The sequence below is a fragment of the Marinomonas lutimaris genome (assembly GCF_019426345.1).
In the GTDB taxonomy this organism is placed as follows: domain Bacteria; phylum Pseudomonadota; class Gammaproteobacteria; order Pseudomonadales; family Marinomonadaceae; genus Marinomonas; species Marinomonas lutimaris.
Genome location: NZ_JAHLLW010000010.1, coordinates 82,518 through 98,227 on the forward strand (window position 1 = coordinate 82,518; position 15,710 = coordinate 98,227).

At 40.1% G+C, this 15,710-nt stretch carries 13 protein-coding genes; 12 read left to right on the forward strand and 1 reads right to left on the reverse strand.

Going from position 1 to position 15,710, the window contains the following annotated elements; genetic code table 11:
• Positions 1-13 precede the first annotated feature (13 nt).
• The 12 genes from sctS to fliB all read left to right on the forward strand — a co-directional run bounded on the left by sctS (position 14) and on the right by fliB (position 14,891).
• Entirely contained in the window at positions 14-274 is a 261-nt protein-coding gene (sctS, locus tag KPL72_RS12930) for a type III secretion system export apparatus subunit SctS (RefSeq protein WP_212917862.1), read from the forward strand.
• Between the two features lie 3 nt (positions 275-277).
• Entirely contained in the window at positions 278-1,072 is a 795-nt protein-coding gene (sctT, locus tag KPL72_RS12935) for a type III secretion system export apparatus subunit SctT (protein WP_212917861.1), read from the forward strand.
• A gap of 13 nt (positions 1,073-1,085) precedes the next feature.
• Entirely contained in the window at positions 1,086-2,189 is a 1,104-nt protein-coding gene (gene sctU / locus KPL72_RS12940; RefSeq protein ID WP_219703135.1) for a type III secretion system export apparatus subunit SctU, read from the forward strand.
• Positions 2,190-2,597: 408 nt separating this feature from the next.
• Complete coding sequence (locus KPL72_RS12945; RefSeq protein ID WP_212917859.1) at positions 2,598-3,125, forward strand: RNA polymerase sigma factor; 528 nt, start codon at positions 2,598-2,600, stop codon at positions 3,123-3,125.
• Between the two features lie 132 nt (positions 3,126-3,257).
• Positions 3,258-3,680, forward strand: a complete 423-nt coding sequence (locus KPL72_RS12950) for a type III secretion system chaperone (protein WP_219703137.1) — start codon at positions 3,258-3,260, stop codon at positions 3,678-3,680.
• A 111-nt stretch (positions 3,681-3,791) separates the two neighbouring features.
• The gene (locus KPL72_RS12955) at positions 3,792-4,013 is read left to right on the forward strand and encodes a serine kinase (protein WP_212917857.1); all 222 of its coding nucleotides are present in this window, start codon (positions 3,792-3,794) and stop codon (positions 4,011-4,013) included.
• Between the two features lie 2 nt (positions 4,014-4,015).
• The gene (locus KPL72_RS12960; RefSeq protein WP_212917856.1) at positions 4,016-4,459 is read left to right on the forward strand and encodes a hypothetical protein; all 444 of its coding nucleotides are present in this window, start codon (positions 4,016-4,018) and stop codon (positions 4,457-4,459) included.
• A gap of 52 nt (positions 4,460-4,511) precedes the next feature.
• Positions 4,512-6,584, forward strand: a complete 2,073-nt coding sequence (gene sctC, locus KPL72_RS12965) for a type III secretion system outer membrane ring subunit SctC (RefSeq protein ID WP_219703138.1) — start codon at positions 4,512-4,514, stop codon at positions 6,582-6,584.
• Between the two features lie 10 nt (positions 6,585-6,594).
• Positions 6,595-6,786: an HrpT family type III secretion system protein gene (gene hrpT / locus KPL72_RS12970; protein ID WP_212917854.1), complete on the forward strand. Its 192-nt coding sequence runs from the start codon at positions 6,595-6,597 to the stop codon at positions 6,784-6,786.
• Positions 6,787-6,950: 164 nt separating this feature from the next.
• The gene (locus tag KPL72_RS12975; RefSeq protein WP_219703140.1) at positions 6,951-8,060 is read left to right on the forward strand and encodes a pectate lyase; all 1,110 of its coding nucleotides are present in this window, start codon (positions 6,951-6,953) and stop codon (positions 8,058-8,060) included.
• A 113-nt stretch (positions 8,061-8,173) separates the two neighbouring features.
• Positions 8,174-13,537, forward strand: coding sequence for an AvrE-family type 3 secretion system effector (locus KPL72_RS12980; protein ID WP_219703142.1), 5,364 nt, complete (start codon positions 8,174-8,176; stop codon positions 13,535-13,537).
• Positions 13,538-13,682: 145 nt separating this feature from the next.
• Positions 13,683-14,891, forward strand: coding sequence for a flagellin lysine-N-methylase (fliB, locus tag KPL72_RS12985; protein WP_219703144.1), 1,209 nt, complete (start codon positions 13,683-13,685; stop codon positions 14,889-14,891).
• A gap of 63 nt (positions 14,892-14,954) precedes the next feature.
• On the opposite strand, the gene KPL72_RS12990 is transcribed toward fliB, so the two are convergent.
• Positions 14,955-15,629: a 4'-phosphopantetheinyl transferase family protein gene (locus KPL72_RS12990; RefSeq protein ID WP_219703146.1), complete on the reverse strand. Its 675-nt coding sequence runs from the start codon at positions 15,627-15,629 to the stop codon at positions 14,955-14,957.
• Between the last annotated feature and the right edge of the window lie 81 nt (positions 15,630-15,710).

Below are 15,710 nucleotides of genomic sequence, written 5' to 3' on the forward strand. Positions count from 1 at the left end.
TGAGGCAAGTATCATGGACGTATTAACACTTTTTAAGCAAGGAATGGTATTGGTTGTCATGTTGTCTGCTCCACCTCTTTTGGTTGCCTTGCTTGTCGGCGTGATCGTCTCGTTATTACAGGCTCTACTACAAGTGCAGGATCAAACATTACCATTCGCCATAAAACTCGTTGCCGTCTCAGTGACCCTAGCATTAACGGGGCGTTGGCTTGGTGTGGAGTTAATTCAATTCACCGGACAAATGTTCAATCTGATTGCATTAACAAGAGCGTAAGACATGGTTTTCCAAGGAATAGAACCTTTAACAGACTGGTTATTATCTATTGCATTAGCGATGGCACGTTTGTACCCATGCTTACTACTGGTTCCAATCTTCTCCTTCCACGAATTAAAAGGCATGCTGCGCTACGCGATTGTTGTGATTATGGCGCTTATGGTTTCTCCTGGCATTCATGAAGCATTACCTAGCGACCACTCTTGGCTCACACTTTTTTTACTGTACTTCAAAGAAGCCGTACTAGGCATGTTATTAGGAACCCTGCTGGCCATTCCTTTTTGGTTGTTTGAGTCTATTGGGGCTTTATTTGATAACCAACGAGGCGCCTTAATGGGTGGACAACTTAACCCTTCTTTAGGTGCAGACTTCACACCACTTGGTTTCCTTTTTAAGCAAACATTAATTGTATTAATCGTTACAACGGGCATGTTTCCATTTCTATTGCAAATCATCTGGGACAGTTATGTTATCTGGCCACCTACTGATTGGTTTCCAAGCCCGTCACCAGATGGAATGGAGGTCTATCTGAGCCTATTAAAACAAGCATTTGTTGATTTGGTCCTATACGCTCTTCCTCTTGTAGCACTTCTGCTATTTATTGAATTTGGCATGGCACTACTCAGTCTATACAGCCCACAACTACAAGTTTTTGTGCTGTCGATGCCATTAAAATGCCTAGTCGGTCTGGGCTTTTTAATCCTATATATACCAACGCTGTTTTATTTAGCCGCAGAACGGAATCAAGAATGGCTTCAATTTGATCACATCCTAAAACAACTATTAACCGTTGATTAATTAGGCCTATCTCATGAGCGAAAAAACGGAGAAAGCGACCCCAAAGAAAGAACAGGACTCCAGAAAAAAAGGGCAGGTTGGGCAAAGCCAAGATGTCCATAAGCTCATGATCGCCGCAGCCCTTTTTGAAGTCATACTAGCAATGGTAGACAATAGCATGGCTAGCCTCACCTCTATGGTGTCAACGCCTCTATACTTACTAAATCAACCCTTCTCATACGCCATACAAAAAGTACTCGTTCAATGCAGTACTATTGCTGGATCACTCATTATTATGGCGATAGGAATTGCCGTTATAATGAGGCTTGCAGGAGCTTGGATTCAATTTGGTTTTCTATTTGCTCCAGAAGCATTAAAACTGGATTTTAATAAACTCAATCCCATGAGCCAACTAAAAAACATGTTTTCAGGTAAAAAGCTGTTTGAACTCTTCAATAGCTTAGCCAAAGCGATTGTTTTAGGGTTTATTCTCTACCTTCTCATCACTCCCTCTCTTCAAACATTGATAAAAATACCACTCACCGATATCAATACTGCATGGCATGGCATAGTGCAAATATTCATAAAAATAGAGCGAACCTGCCTAATGGCATTGCTGGTCTTGGCCAGCATAGATTTCGGTATGCAAAAATACTTCCATTTGAAAAGCCTTCGAATGAGTAAAGACGATATAAAACAAGAGTACAAAAACTCCGAAGGAGACCCACACACAAAGGGCCATCGACGCTCTGAAGCCCAACGTTTAGCAAATGAAGACATCCCGACGCCACAAAAACAACAACCTCAAAACTTGGGAGAAGCAGACGCTTTAATCGTCAACCCCACTCACTTTGCTGTCGCCTTATACTACCGCCCAGAAATTACCCCCTTACCTAAAATCATTTGCAAAGGAATGGACAACGATGCATTAGATTTAATTTCTCAAGCAAAGAAGAACAACATCCCAATCATACGTTTTGTATGGCTTGCTCGTACGCTACATAAAGAAGATGTAGGGAGCTATATTCCTCGTAAAACTCTACGCTATGTCGCAAAAATATACCAAGTTATTAAAGATTTTGACAAAGATGCTATGCAAGATGGTCTGCTACCTATACCAGACCTAGAGTCTTTATAAAAGCCAGCTTCTCTTCCCCCCAAAAAAACAATCTTAAATACTCCAACTCAATCGATCAATCGATCAATCGATCAATCGATCACGACAACTTTACTAATCGAAAAAAAAACGAACAACCATATAAAGCCATAAAAAATATAAGAATAAAAAACAAATCAAAGCCACAAACAAACAAAATAAATGATTACATCGCATGTAATCATTTATTTACATTAAAATAAAAATACATGAAAACAAAAAATTAAACGCAAAAAAACAAACGCCTAAGTCATTGTTTTTAAAGAATTTTAATAAATACTATCAGGCCAATTTATTATTGCTATAAAAATAAGCACAGCCCCCTATTAATAAAATGTTTTTTTCTGTTAACCTTTAACACCTCAAAAGAAAAAATTAAGGGAACTAAAAATGACTTTCGTCCACTCAACTAATAAAGAAAAAATAAATATTGAAAATTTATTTAAAAACCAAAACAGTAGACTAAAAAAATTCATTAGTAAAAAAATATGGAAAAATGAGGATGTCGAAGAAGTTCTACAATTAACTTATTTAGAAGCTATTCGTTGTAAAGATAAGTTTAATGGTGAATCAAAACCTGAAACATGGTTGTTTGGTATTGCCTCAAATTTAACAAAAAATTATTTCAAACGTCACTACAAGCAACCACACACAGAAGAAATCACAGAATTATTAATATCTGAACTACAATCAGATATTGAAACAGATCCAGCTATTTTAATTGAATATGAATATACTTTAGAAAAAACACTAGCGGCAATGGCTAGCTTACCTCAGGAAACACAGCATATTCTCAACATGATTGTAGATAATGAATACAGCTATCAGGAAGCTGCAGATAATATTGGAGTACCAATTGGCACTATTCGCTCCAGACTTTCAAGAGCTCGACAAGTTCTAAAAAAATGTTTGATCTGAAATCATCATGTAAAAAACAAGAGCGGTAATAATCTATTTTATTACTGCTCTTATTAGGAACCAAGGAAGAGTATCAGTCACTTAAGTAAAAAGACTGAAACCAATACATATATAAAATCATAAGGAATAAAGATGACTGAGACACAGTTAAAAGCTGAACAGCTAATTAAAAATTTTGGAAAAAAAATCAACACTCCTCTCTCTTTAGAGAATGGCGTCTGCGCTATATACGATTTAAACAACCAAGAACAAGCAATAATTGAAGTTCCAGAGCACAGTGAAAATATAATTTTGCACTGTACAATAATAAAGATTACTGCAGATATTTCCGTACAATCATTACAAAAATTATTATTATTAAACTTTGAGGTCAGTGCTATGCAGGGTTGCTGGTTGGCGATTGATGAAGAAGATCAAATTTGTTTATGTCACATCTTAGACATCAAAAAAACCGATGAAAAATATTTTTCCAATACTCTCGTAGGTTTCATGGAAAAGACAAAAGATGTTCGACTATTTGTAACGAACTTACTAATCCCCATGCAAAAACATTGAAAAAATAAAACTATCACTTAAATCTCTTCAAAATAAAAATGGAACTTATTTTTATTAAAATCCACCTATATTACGTACAAAAACTTCTAATTAATATAATGCGAGGTGACTATGTCTTCCATTAATTCGACACGTTCTCAATTAGACCTACAATTTAACCGTACTCTAAAAAACATGGATAATCTAATCACAAATTTAGACAATGCCTCCCTTGAAGATGTCTATGCTTTTAACTCCGCCATGCGACAAAATGCCACTGCAAGTTGGGCAGTAAACCAAGAAGTACAGGTTAAACATAACCTAGCTAAAACCATAATCAATGAAATTCGTTAGCCATGTTTTCAACTGCTGAACTAAAAAATAGCCTATGTCACTTTCTAGTAGGCTCAAAAGCACGTATTAGTTTTGCAATCGAACAACATCAATGCGAGCTAATTAAAGTAAATCAAGGCATAAATTGTTTGATCAGTATTGATGCAGAAAACAACAAAGTTGCCCCCGATCTACTATCACGACTAACACAAATAGGGGCAAACCAATTTCCAGGAAAACCGATCTTAGGCTCTGACGGGATGTATTGGCTTGAAGTTTGGCAGCCTTTATCAAAAGCTTCAGATACAAATAGCGAGAAGCTAATGGCAATCATTGAAATACTGGCGAATCAGGCTGCGGTTTGGAATGAAATGTTAAACAATTTTAAGCCGAACAAAACGACCTCGGCGCCAAACGATATGCTTAAGTTTGCAACTCGATTATCTAAAAGTCCCAGCCCTTTTTAAACGCCTTATTATATTTATACATTTTGATACAAGGCCATATTAAGAGAAGCATATGCGCAAAATTTCATTCGTTTTTATATTACTAATTGGTCTCTGGAACACCCAAGTTCAAAGTGCTGTGCCGGAGCTATGGAAGAAAAATGCTTATGCTTATGATGCAGACAATACGTCTCTAGAAGATGCTCTTAATACCTTTGCTAAAACATTTGGTGTAAGCCTAAATCTTGATCGTGTAAAAGGCGTTGTCGAAGGTAAGATCCGAGCTAACTCAGCCGTTGACTTCCTGAACCGCCTAGGCATGGAACATCAATTTCTTTGGTTTGTTTACAACGGTACTCTTTATATTAGCCCTCTCAATGACCAGCGATCTGTCAGCTTAGATGTATCTAAAGACGCCATTTCTGATTTAAAAGAAGCCCTGCTACAAGTTGGCTTATTAGAAGAACGTTTTGGCTGGGGGGAATTACCGGATGAAGGTACAGTCATCATTTCTGGGCCAAGAAAATACGTTGATTTTATACGCTCACTGACCAAGAAAAAAAAGAAAGGTGATGATAAGTATGAAGTCATGGTATTTCCACTTAAATACGCACTAGCGGATAACCGAACAATTCAATATCGAGAAAAAGATATCGAAATACCAGGCGTAGCCAGCATGTTACAAAGCCTATTTGACGAAAAGAGCAGCACGCCAATGGCTATGAATACCTTAGATATGACTCTAGGAAGTAGCATGCAGGCACTGGATTCATTACAAGACCTCGCTCGTCAACGAGCACAGAGCAAAATGTTAGATAGAAGCACATCACAAGAACAAATTGCATCAAGACTATCAGACAAGAAAAAAAAGAACTCCAAAATCAGTGCCGATATTCGTAACAACGCCATATTAATAATGGACGATTATGAAAAACATGACATGTACCAAAAGCTAATACATCAACTCGATTTACCTCGTAGTGTCATTGAAATCGATGCCATCATCCTGGATATTGATAAAAATAAGCTACAAGAACTTGGTATTAACTGGCAAGGAGGGTCAGGCAGCACTGAAGTGTCCTTCAATACGTCAGGCACAGATCCATTTCTTCCCAGTGGTTCATCAGCCACCGTATTAATTCAAGATTTTGGCCATTTTTTTGCGAGAATCCGTGCGATGGAAAGTGATGGAGATGCATCACTCGTCGCCAATCCATCCATTCTAACCATTGAAAATCAACCTGCTGTCATAGACTTTAATAACACGTCTTATATTAGCTCCATTGGCGAACGGGTAGCCAACGTTACTCCTATTACGGCAGGCACTAGCTTACAAGTGGTTCCTCGCCTAATAAAAGACCAAGCTAACAGCCTAATTCAGCTTTCACTTGATATTGAAGATGGCGGTATTGAGTCCCAACAAGACCAAAATACACCTTCAGTTAATCGTGGCAGCATCAGCACTCAAGCTGTGGTACAAGCACAACGTTCATTAGTCATTGGAGGGTTTCGAGTTGAAAGAAATACTCAACAATACAATAAAATACCACTATTAGGAGACATTCCAGGACTTGGTAAATTATTCAGTTATTCCAGCAATAATCAGTCAAAACGTGAACGCTTATTTATTATCACTCCTAGACTAGTCGGCAACGAAGTTGACCCTCTCAAATATGTGTCGTCAGAAAACCGTGAAGCATTGGCTTCAGCGATAAAGAGTCAAGAGAAAAAGCTGGCTAGAGAGCATAATAAGATTACTCGCACAGAAGTAAGTGATGCTTTTGCCGACCTCGTTAATTTATATGTTCCGGAAGGCTTTGAGCCGCAGACAGATATCCCCTTTTCATTAGACAATTATTGCCGAGAGGAAGGGCCACTACAAATCAACAAGCAAAATCGACAATGGTATAAAGGAAAAAAGTTCAACATCGTAGTCGGCACCATTGAAAATCAAGGCTTAGAATCAGTGCGCTTCGATGAAGCCAATTGTGCACAGCGGGATACGATAGCAGTAGCTGTTCAGCCTAACGCCATGCTTAAGCCGGGAGAGTCCATTGAAGTGATACTCGCGGTACACCTACCTACTAATTCCGCTACAACAAGATCCTCTTTACTGGCTCAAACCACTTCAAACGAAAACAATTAGGCTTCTTATAATGAAACACATAATACTCATATTGACCCTTGTTTTGACTGGCTGCGCCAATAACCAAACCAAACCCTGCAACTCAGAAAGCTGTAAACGTCCCCTTTCTACCGAAGCTGATTTAGTCATTTGGTGGAGCGCAGACATGCGTGATGGATTAAAACAAGGGGAAAACATTACTCGCTATACGCTTAACCAGTGAAGACTCTTAACATACCAAGACAATAGAAGCACAGTGCTCATTTATTCCCCACATTGTGGGAACCACTTCTCAATAAACACCACTCAATCGATACCAAACACAAATTGCTACGACTCGCTCTAGCAACTCAATCTAACTTGATCACGGATATCGAGGTATAAACCATGCTAAGTTTAGAAATGCGTTTAACCCCGCCAAGCAATTGGCAACAAAATGCTAACTCTTCCAACATTTCTGATAAACCAGAGGGTATGAACCAAGGCTTAGGTGGTGATAAGCAGATGTCCTCTGAGATGCAAGACAACCCTCTTTTAAAGCTGCTCACAGTACTGCTCTCTGCTTTAATGCAAAAAGGCCAGCAAGGCAATGCAGACAATGATCAACTCAATTCGTCCTTAGGAAAACCTGATAGCGCTAATAGCATAATGGGCGACCTTGCCAATAACCTACTTAAAAATATGTTACAGCCAGCGGCACAAGATGGTGCTCAGCTTTCCGAAGCCGCTAAACCACTGAATCGCGAAGTAGGTAAGTTAATGGATACTAATCCAGAGACATTTGGTACACCGGACTCCCCTAAAATAGCAACTCAGACAGCACCATCGAATACATCCAGCAGTAATCCTATGACAGAAAAAAGCACCATAACCACCTCTAATTCATCCGTTAATAGCACCATGTTTCCTACCGCATCCTCTGATGCCGTGGTGATTGATGAGCCAATTGTCGTAAAAGCTGGTGAAACATTTGACGGTGCAGGAAAAACCTTTACGGCAAGCAGTAAATTGGGTGATGGCGGTCAATCTGAAGACCAAAAACCTCTTTTCATTTTAGAAGACGGAGCATCATTGAAAAATGTAGTACTTGGCGACAATGAAGCTGATGGCATTCATACCTACGGTGACGCCAAATTGGACAATGTTCACTGGACCGATGTTGGTGAAGACGCCATGACCATGAAAAAAGGTGGACGAGTAGAGATATCCAATAGCAGCGCTAAAAATGCTGATGACAAAATATTCCAACTAAATGATTCAGGCACATTGATACTGAACAATGTTCAAGCGGATAACTTTGGCAAACTGGTTCGCACTAATGGTGGGCAGCAAGGCGACTGGGATATTCAATTAAATGATGTAAAAGCGACCAATGGTAAACACGCATTGGTACAGAGTGACAGCTCAACAGTTAATGTGACAGCCAACAATGTACAAACTGAAAACGTGAAAGGAATGTACAAGCTTCCGTCTTCCGCTTCTCTTTCTCTCAACTAATACTATTACAACCTCTGCTTTATACAGCTTGATAGGCAGTACCAATTATAGAGCAGAGCCTTATTAGCTTAAATAAAGTTTAAATAAGGCTCTGATATAAAAGGCATTATATTATGAAAATACATGAAAATTCTCTTCATTCCTTTAATCAAACTGCCCATGCTTCAAGCTCCCAAGCATCAACATCAACATCATTAAAGCAAAAATCGACACAATCAATCAGCAAACAGGGTGAAGTAGCGACATTAGCCAGAGAAGGTCAGAGCACTAATCTACCAAAAAACCTGACGCAGCTGGAAAATACACCAGATGGATGCAGCCCCGCGAAACAGAAAAATAAAAAATTCTCTTTGAAAAGCCTACTTGGTTTAAAACACAACAAGCCCCAAAGTTCGCCCCAAAACGCCAACAAAGCCAACGTACCTCAACAACCAGACAATGGACGCCAAAGAACAACATTAGGCAGCCTACTAAGCAACAGTGGCTCTTCTATCGGATCCTCTGGGACAACATTTAGGGAGCATGGCAAACAAAATGAGTCGCTAACTCAAGCACTTAAAATAGCCAACACTCTAAGTCAAGACATACAAAACACGCCACTTGATTTTAATCTAGTCAATAATGACACTGAAAATGATCCCGAGGTACTTAGCCATTTACAGGCTTTTCAAGCCCGCAACCAAAAACTAAGCACAATACCTGAAGGCGTAAATGAAGGCTTTGATGAAGATTCATTCTCTATAAAACGAGCAGGTAAAGAGCCTCTTACCGGCACACCTTCCACAACCATAGAAACGGGAGAGAGTTCAAAAATAAAAAGCAGTAACTCTGAACCTTCAACACCCTCAGAATTATCAAGAAATAACTCTAATGTTTCCTCTACATCAGCATTAACAAGTAATACAACTGCCGAGACAAGCAGCATCAAAGGGCCGATAATCAGTCTTGAAAAAGAGAAACTCGTCTTTAGCGGTGAAACGGCATTAAATACACTGCTTGGCGAAACATTAGGTAAATCATCGCAAACGTATACGGCCCATGAAAGCCATCAAGACAATCAAAATCAACTGCTATTGGATAAACAGGGTCGAGTCTTCCAAGTAGCGACTCAACCAAATATTGGTCTGCTCGCAATGCATTCATCAACACCAATATTAGATGCCTCTGCACCACCTAAATCTCTCATAGAGCACTTGGAACAATCAGGACAAAATTCGGCAGACAACGGCTACCACTCAGTAGCGACAGGCATCTATTCTGACACTAATGACAACCATTGGCGCGTTAGTGAAGGAAAACTATATGCTCTTAAAGAACTCAGTGACTCAGAGGCGTTATCGGGCATAAAGCTTTGGCAGCAAGAAGACGACCCCGTCAATAAACTGACTGAAGTCAATGACAACGTGTTAGGGATCAAGAACAAGCACCAAATAACCAACTTGACGACAAATCAAAGCAGCCCAAAACTAGAGCAAGAGATTCAATCTTTCAGTGTAAATCAAGAGGGCCAAGTGGCTCTATTATTAAAATCTGACGATGCACCAACACTCAGCTTACTACCAAATTTAAGCTCCCCAGCACAAGACATACAAAACCTCGAACTAAAATACGCAGAGACTTCACGACAAAAAGACCCAATCAAATTAACAGAAGTACATATCTCAAATGATCGTTTGTTCGCCATTGATAATGATAACAATGTTCTCAGTGCATCACTGCCAAAAACAGGCCAAAGCAAGGTCGAATTCAAAGCCTTACCACAAGCTGAACTCCAAAATGCATTTGGTAAAGACGTAAAATTTGAAGGTTTCACCGCTCATAAAGATGGCTCGCTATCACTACTGGCTCGCGACCACAGTGGCCAGTTACATGGCTGCCCCGCTAACAGTGCATCCGGTAATACATTTAAGCCTGGCTGGAATCTATCTGACACACTAAACCTAAACAACACCCTAGGATTAGAATTATCTGATAGCCAGGCTATGAAAGAACAAGACTTTGGTAACCTAGGCTCTCTTTCGATCGACAATGGCACTCTCTACAGCAAAGACAAACTGACCCAACAATGGTCAAAAATTGGGGATAATGTTCAAAACCTGCAACGAGGTGTAGATGGGCAAGCGTACGCTCTTCAAGACGGAAGCCTAAAAAAAGTCACCGTTGATGCAAGCTCTAGCAAAATAGGTTTTGGCGCAGATAATGTTTTTTCATTGACGCAAACCCATGGTAAAGCCTCGTTAGCCGATGGACCAAAAGGCCTTCCCGAAGAAAAACTTAACGCGGTCGCTGTGCTCGACAACTATCAGCATGTCAGTTTATCTGAATCAGGTAAATTGCAATACAGCCATATCCGACCAGGAACTAGCAATCCTATGCATCCCCCTCGCGACATTAGTCTTCAGGGGGTAGAGGGCAATATCAAGCAACTAAGTGTTGATCGAGACCATCAACTGTTTGCACTCACAGATTCTGGCAAGCTCTTTAGTCTGTCAAAAAATGATTGGCAAGCCCCTCAAACCTCTCCATCCACCTCTTTATGGAAAGAAGAAACAAATGATCTTCTAACAAAAAATCTAGACGGTGCCAGCCTAACGTTAACTAAAGACCACCAGCTAGAAATAACCACAAGCACAAACACTAAACTCACCAAATTAGAAGGAGGATGGGAAAAGTCTACTCCCGCTACAAGTTCAGGCTCCAGTACTATGCGAGATAAGTTCTTTAATAATTTAGCGCTAGCAACAAAAGGCGTCAAAATAAGTGATGATGGTGTGCAATATACTATGAATGCGCGTTTAGGTGGCGTCTTAGGTTTAGAATCTAATAAAGTCAGTAGTAAATTTACCGATCGTTTAAAAGCACACGTATTTAAACCATCTCTAGAGATCCCCCGCCCACTTAAAACGGCCGCTTACAGTGCACAACATCAATGGCAAGGTCGTGAGGGACTAAAGCCTTTATATGAACAAGAAAGCGCTTTATATAAAGCTCTTGAAGCAAATAACACCAACATCGAATCTAACAGCTTGCCCAAGCGAGATAGTATGGATGTAAAAACTCGAATTGATCGTTTAGATTTAGGTCCTTTAGGCGATGGCTTAAAAGCAGAATTAGAATCACTTCGTTCGGAAATTGAACACAGTGCCGAAAAGCAACTCATCCAGCTAGGAAAGCATCAAGGCGTGCTACAGGATAATAATGCTGCTGAACTAAAGTTAAACTACAAACCATCTGTAATCAAAGATGCAGTGCAATCCCTTAACCCTGATAGGTCTGGTCACAACCTCAGCCAAGAGGTACTCACGAGCTGGAAACGTAATCCAGCCTCTCAGGATAGTAACGTCTCTCAGTTACTTAAAACCTTTACCGAAATGAACGTCAACATGAGTCACCGTAAGACAGAAATTCCTGCTGGTCGTATGCGTGACTCCAATGACCAAATGGCCTTAAGTAAAGCTCGTCTTGTACTGGATACACTCACATTGCAAAAGTTAGACAATCTCATCGACAAAGCCGAGCTACTATCAGGTAAAGCACCAGATCAAACACAAATAGATATGCTTCACAAAAATGTGTCCGAACTTCGAGATGGAAGCTATGAAAATAGCCGTATTAAACACTATACAGACAAAGGTATGACTGGACACAAGGATGTAGAGAGACATTACGACGTCGCTAAATCCTTTATCAAAAGCTTCAGCTCTCCTGAGCATGGCGTGAATTTGATTACACGAGCCGTACTTGGAAGTACGGATCAGAGTGAGCTTAATAGTGACTTAAAAGATTTAATGCATTCATTAAAAGCTAACGACAGTATCACCATTAGCCGAGGATACAACCTTGGGGCATCAGCCACCTTCATTCCTACAGAATTGGGTAACCAACCAGTTAGTCTGTTTCCTTCTGCTGGAATCGATAGCAAGCGTGGCTACGATCTTGAGATTAACGGTTTGGGTGATGGCGTTGAAGTCGTTCTAAAAGGCAACCTTGCCCAAAGTGGTAGCGCCAACTTTGGAATGAACAAAAATTTCTTGCCGGATCTAATGGGCGATAATGAAGATAGAATCCCCATTGCTATCAATAAAAATCACAACTTCTCACCAGATGTAGTCGCTGGCGCTGGTGTCACTTTAAACGGGGGGACGGCAAATATGCATGAGCTAAAGCTAAACCTTCGAGGTGATACCATTGACGCTTTTGTTGAGGGCTTAACTAAAGGAAACATTTCTCCGGAAGAACTTATAAACATAGGCACGGAGCATACCAATGTTCAAGGTAAGAAATGGAATTTCAGTGTCGACTTGGGCATTAACGTAGCAGCACGTGCACGAGTCAATTTAACCGATGCAGATGATAACCCATCCGCGATGATTCGCCTTGGTGGCGGTATGAGCGCTAACCTTAATATACTATCTATGAATCATGATGATCTAAAGTACCAATCAATTGACTCATCAAAACATCGTATAAACAAAACCGATGGACTATTTAATAGAGCCTCTGCTGGAATCGACGGCGCTTTGACTCTTGGCTCTAACCTGAATAAGAGCGAAGGTGACCTTGTTATGAACGCCAACATAGCAAGCTCTGCCACTGTTGCGGTTGACAACTCGGTCAAAGTTCGAGGGGAACTTAAGTCTAAACCATCATCAGAAGTAAACACAAAAGACATGAAAGGTTTACAAAGCAAGTTAAGCGATGCCTTCCAAGATCCAGCCAGTCAGCAAGTACTCAAGGGGCTAAACGAACTCACAAATATTGATGAACAACTAAAAGTGCTTAAAGACCATTTTTTATCTGGCAATACAGAAGAAACCAAACCAAAAAATGATCAGCAATATGCAGCACTAAACGGCATAAAAAGTATCGATATTCAGCATTTAGCCGCGACAAGAAACGTAGACCTAATGTCAGACATTAAAGGCGTTGTATCCCATGCTAACCCACATCAACTCGACCATTCTGGGGTTTTAAACTTTTTAACATCATTGATTGCACCGTCAAAGAAAGACCCACTATCTGAGCAAATTAGCAATTTTATGAAAGACGACCCTGTTATCTCAAACATGATCAACGATATTCGCGCTAAGCCAAATACCTACACCTGGGTAACATTACAACTTAAAGATGAACCAAGACTCAAGCTTGAGAAAGAGTTTGTTGAAGGTAAAGTTACCCTGCAAGAAGCGCAAAAAATACTTGCAGACCCTGAACAGCGACGTATTAAATCTATCTCCATCCTTGAAACAGGTCAACATACAGAAGGCTTTAATGCACCAACACTCTTTTTAGGTGGTGGAAGTAACGCCTCGATCTATATGGAGCGTGAAGCAGGCGTCATTAACTTTAGTTATGGGCAAGATCAAAACACACCTCGTAATTACACCATCACAGGCGACTTCACCGAAGCCAAACCCGAGTTAGCAAACGCAATCCAAGATCTCAAAGAATCAAAAGGATTAACACTCAGCGTCTAAAGAAGAGACAAATAGAGGTCTTTGCACGAAATCAAGAGCAAAGGCCTCATATAAAGCGTCTATGAATCATAATAATTAGATTACAAAGGAAACTAATTGTCAGTACTAACCACTCAATAAGGAATATTTAACAAGGATTTTTATCATGCAGCAATCAACCTCTACCTTAGGCTTTTCTTATATAGAAAATTTTCGCTGTCTTGCCGACAAATGTGCAGACAATTGCTGCAGCCATAACTGGCGTATAGCCGTCAATGACGAGCAAGCGCAAAACTACCTTGATAACTATCCTTCTCTTTATAACATCATAGCCAAAGACAGCGATGGCTATCGTATTCAAAATAATGAATCAGGCTGTATGGCTCAAGACCAAGGTCTTTGTATTATTCATCGTGATCATGGCGAATCCCTACTGTCTGATACCTGCACAGATTATCCGCGCATGTATCGCTCACTCAGCCAGTTCTACACACGTTCAGGCACCATGAGTTGTCCTGAAATCGCTCGCAAATGCTTATTCGACGATCACCCTTTTGCACTGCAACCAACAGAACTTCCCGACAATCATAAAAATGGTACCAAGCTACAGAATCAGAACATAGCTGAATTAAGTCAAACCCTGTGGCAAGAAACCATTTCAGGCCTTATGGAATCAACTTTAGATAAAGAAAAAAGTATCGAAGAAACCTTATCGACTTTATGGCATATGGCGACAAAATTAGAACAAAACTCGCTGACTGATTGGCCTAAAATCATCATGCAAAGCAAGCCAAAACAGCTATTATCTTCATTAAAGGACATTGCAAAAAGCGCAGAACACACCACAGATTTACTTTATATGTTACTTGAAAATCTTGACCGTCCAAGTGAAACAACCGAGCATTTACGCCAACTCGTGATCGGTGCTTTTACGATCCATTCCCACGATCTACAAAATCGTCCACGTTGCCAACTTAAGCAAGAATTCAAAGACTATTATCAAAATCATAAAAGTCAGTGGTTGCAATCCAGCTTAAAGCGATTTGTTGCAGCAGAAATAACCCGTACAGGATTTCCTTTTATATCTCATACAAGTAACGGCAAAGACTATGGCACTTCTCTGAAAGAATGGACGACCACGCTTTGTCTTCGAACGCTAACACTACGTCTATTACTCAGTGTATGTGGAACGCATTACGCTGCCGATAGGCAAGGCAATTTACCTGATGAAAACAGCGTCATAACTTGGGTCTATAATTTCTGCCGCAAAGTAAATCACACTCAACCAGGCAATAATGAAATGGACTTACGCCAAGCGGTTTTAGATTCCCAAGGCGAACGCTTATACGACTATTTCGATTTCATGGCCATGTAATCATAAATAAGCGATTTAGTAGGTAGTCAACGGCAACCTACTAAATCGATCTTTTAAGAAACACTATAGGAATCTAGCAACAGCCCCAGAGGTCCAGTCATCGAGTCGAATATCCGACACCAATAGATCGGCAGACCACACAGCTGTAATCACTCCCCACTCAAAAGAAAAGCTTTTCAAGCAATATTGTTTGCCCTGCCAATGTAAAGAGTAAGACTGGTCACTCAATAAACTTTGTTGGCAATTGATACGATTCAAGTCGTCTATCAAACCACTTCCACAGGCTTTTAGCAGTGCTTCTTTCGCAGTCCAAAGCTTAAAAAAACCTTTGCTTCGATCATCACATATATCAAGTTGCTGCATCTCGTCAGGATGACAGACCATCTCAATCATTGACTCAAGATCATCCATTTGCCGAAAACACTCGATATCCACACCAACAGCACCTTTATCAGTAGATTCGACAAGGGCAACCGCAACAGAGCTGGCACTATGGCTAAGATTAAAGGCAATGCCCTCTTTTATAAAAGGCTTGCCAGCTGGCGTCTGATGAAAATACCACTCAGATGGCTTTTTAAATGAAAAATAATGACTCAAAACCTGCCGCTTAAAAGCATGAGCAAAGGTATATTGTCCGCGTAAATGCTCAAACCGAAAACTAGAGGCACGCTTTTTTTCAACATCATCCAATGTGTTATCTATAAAAAAAGCATTTTGACTATACGCAACCACCAACACTATCTCCTCCCTAAGACCCAATGCCATTTTCGAAAATTAAAACTCAACTCATGAAACACGCTAATAATAACACGCTAAGAT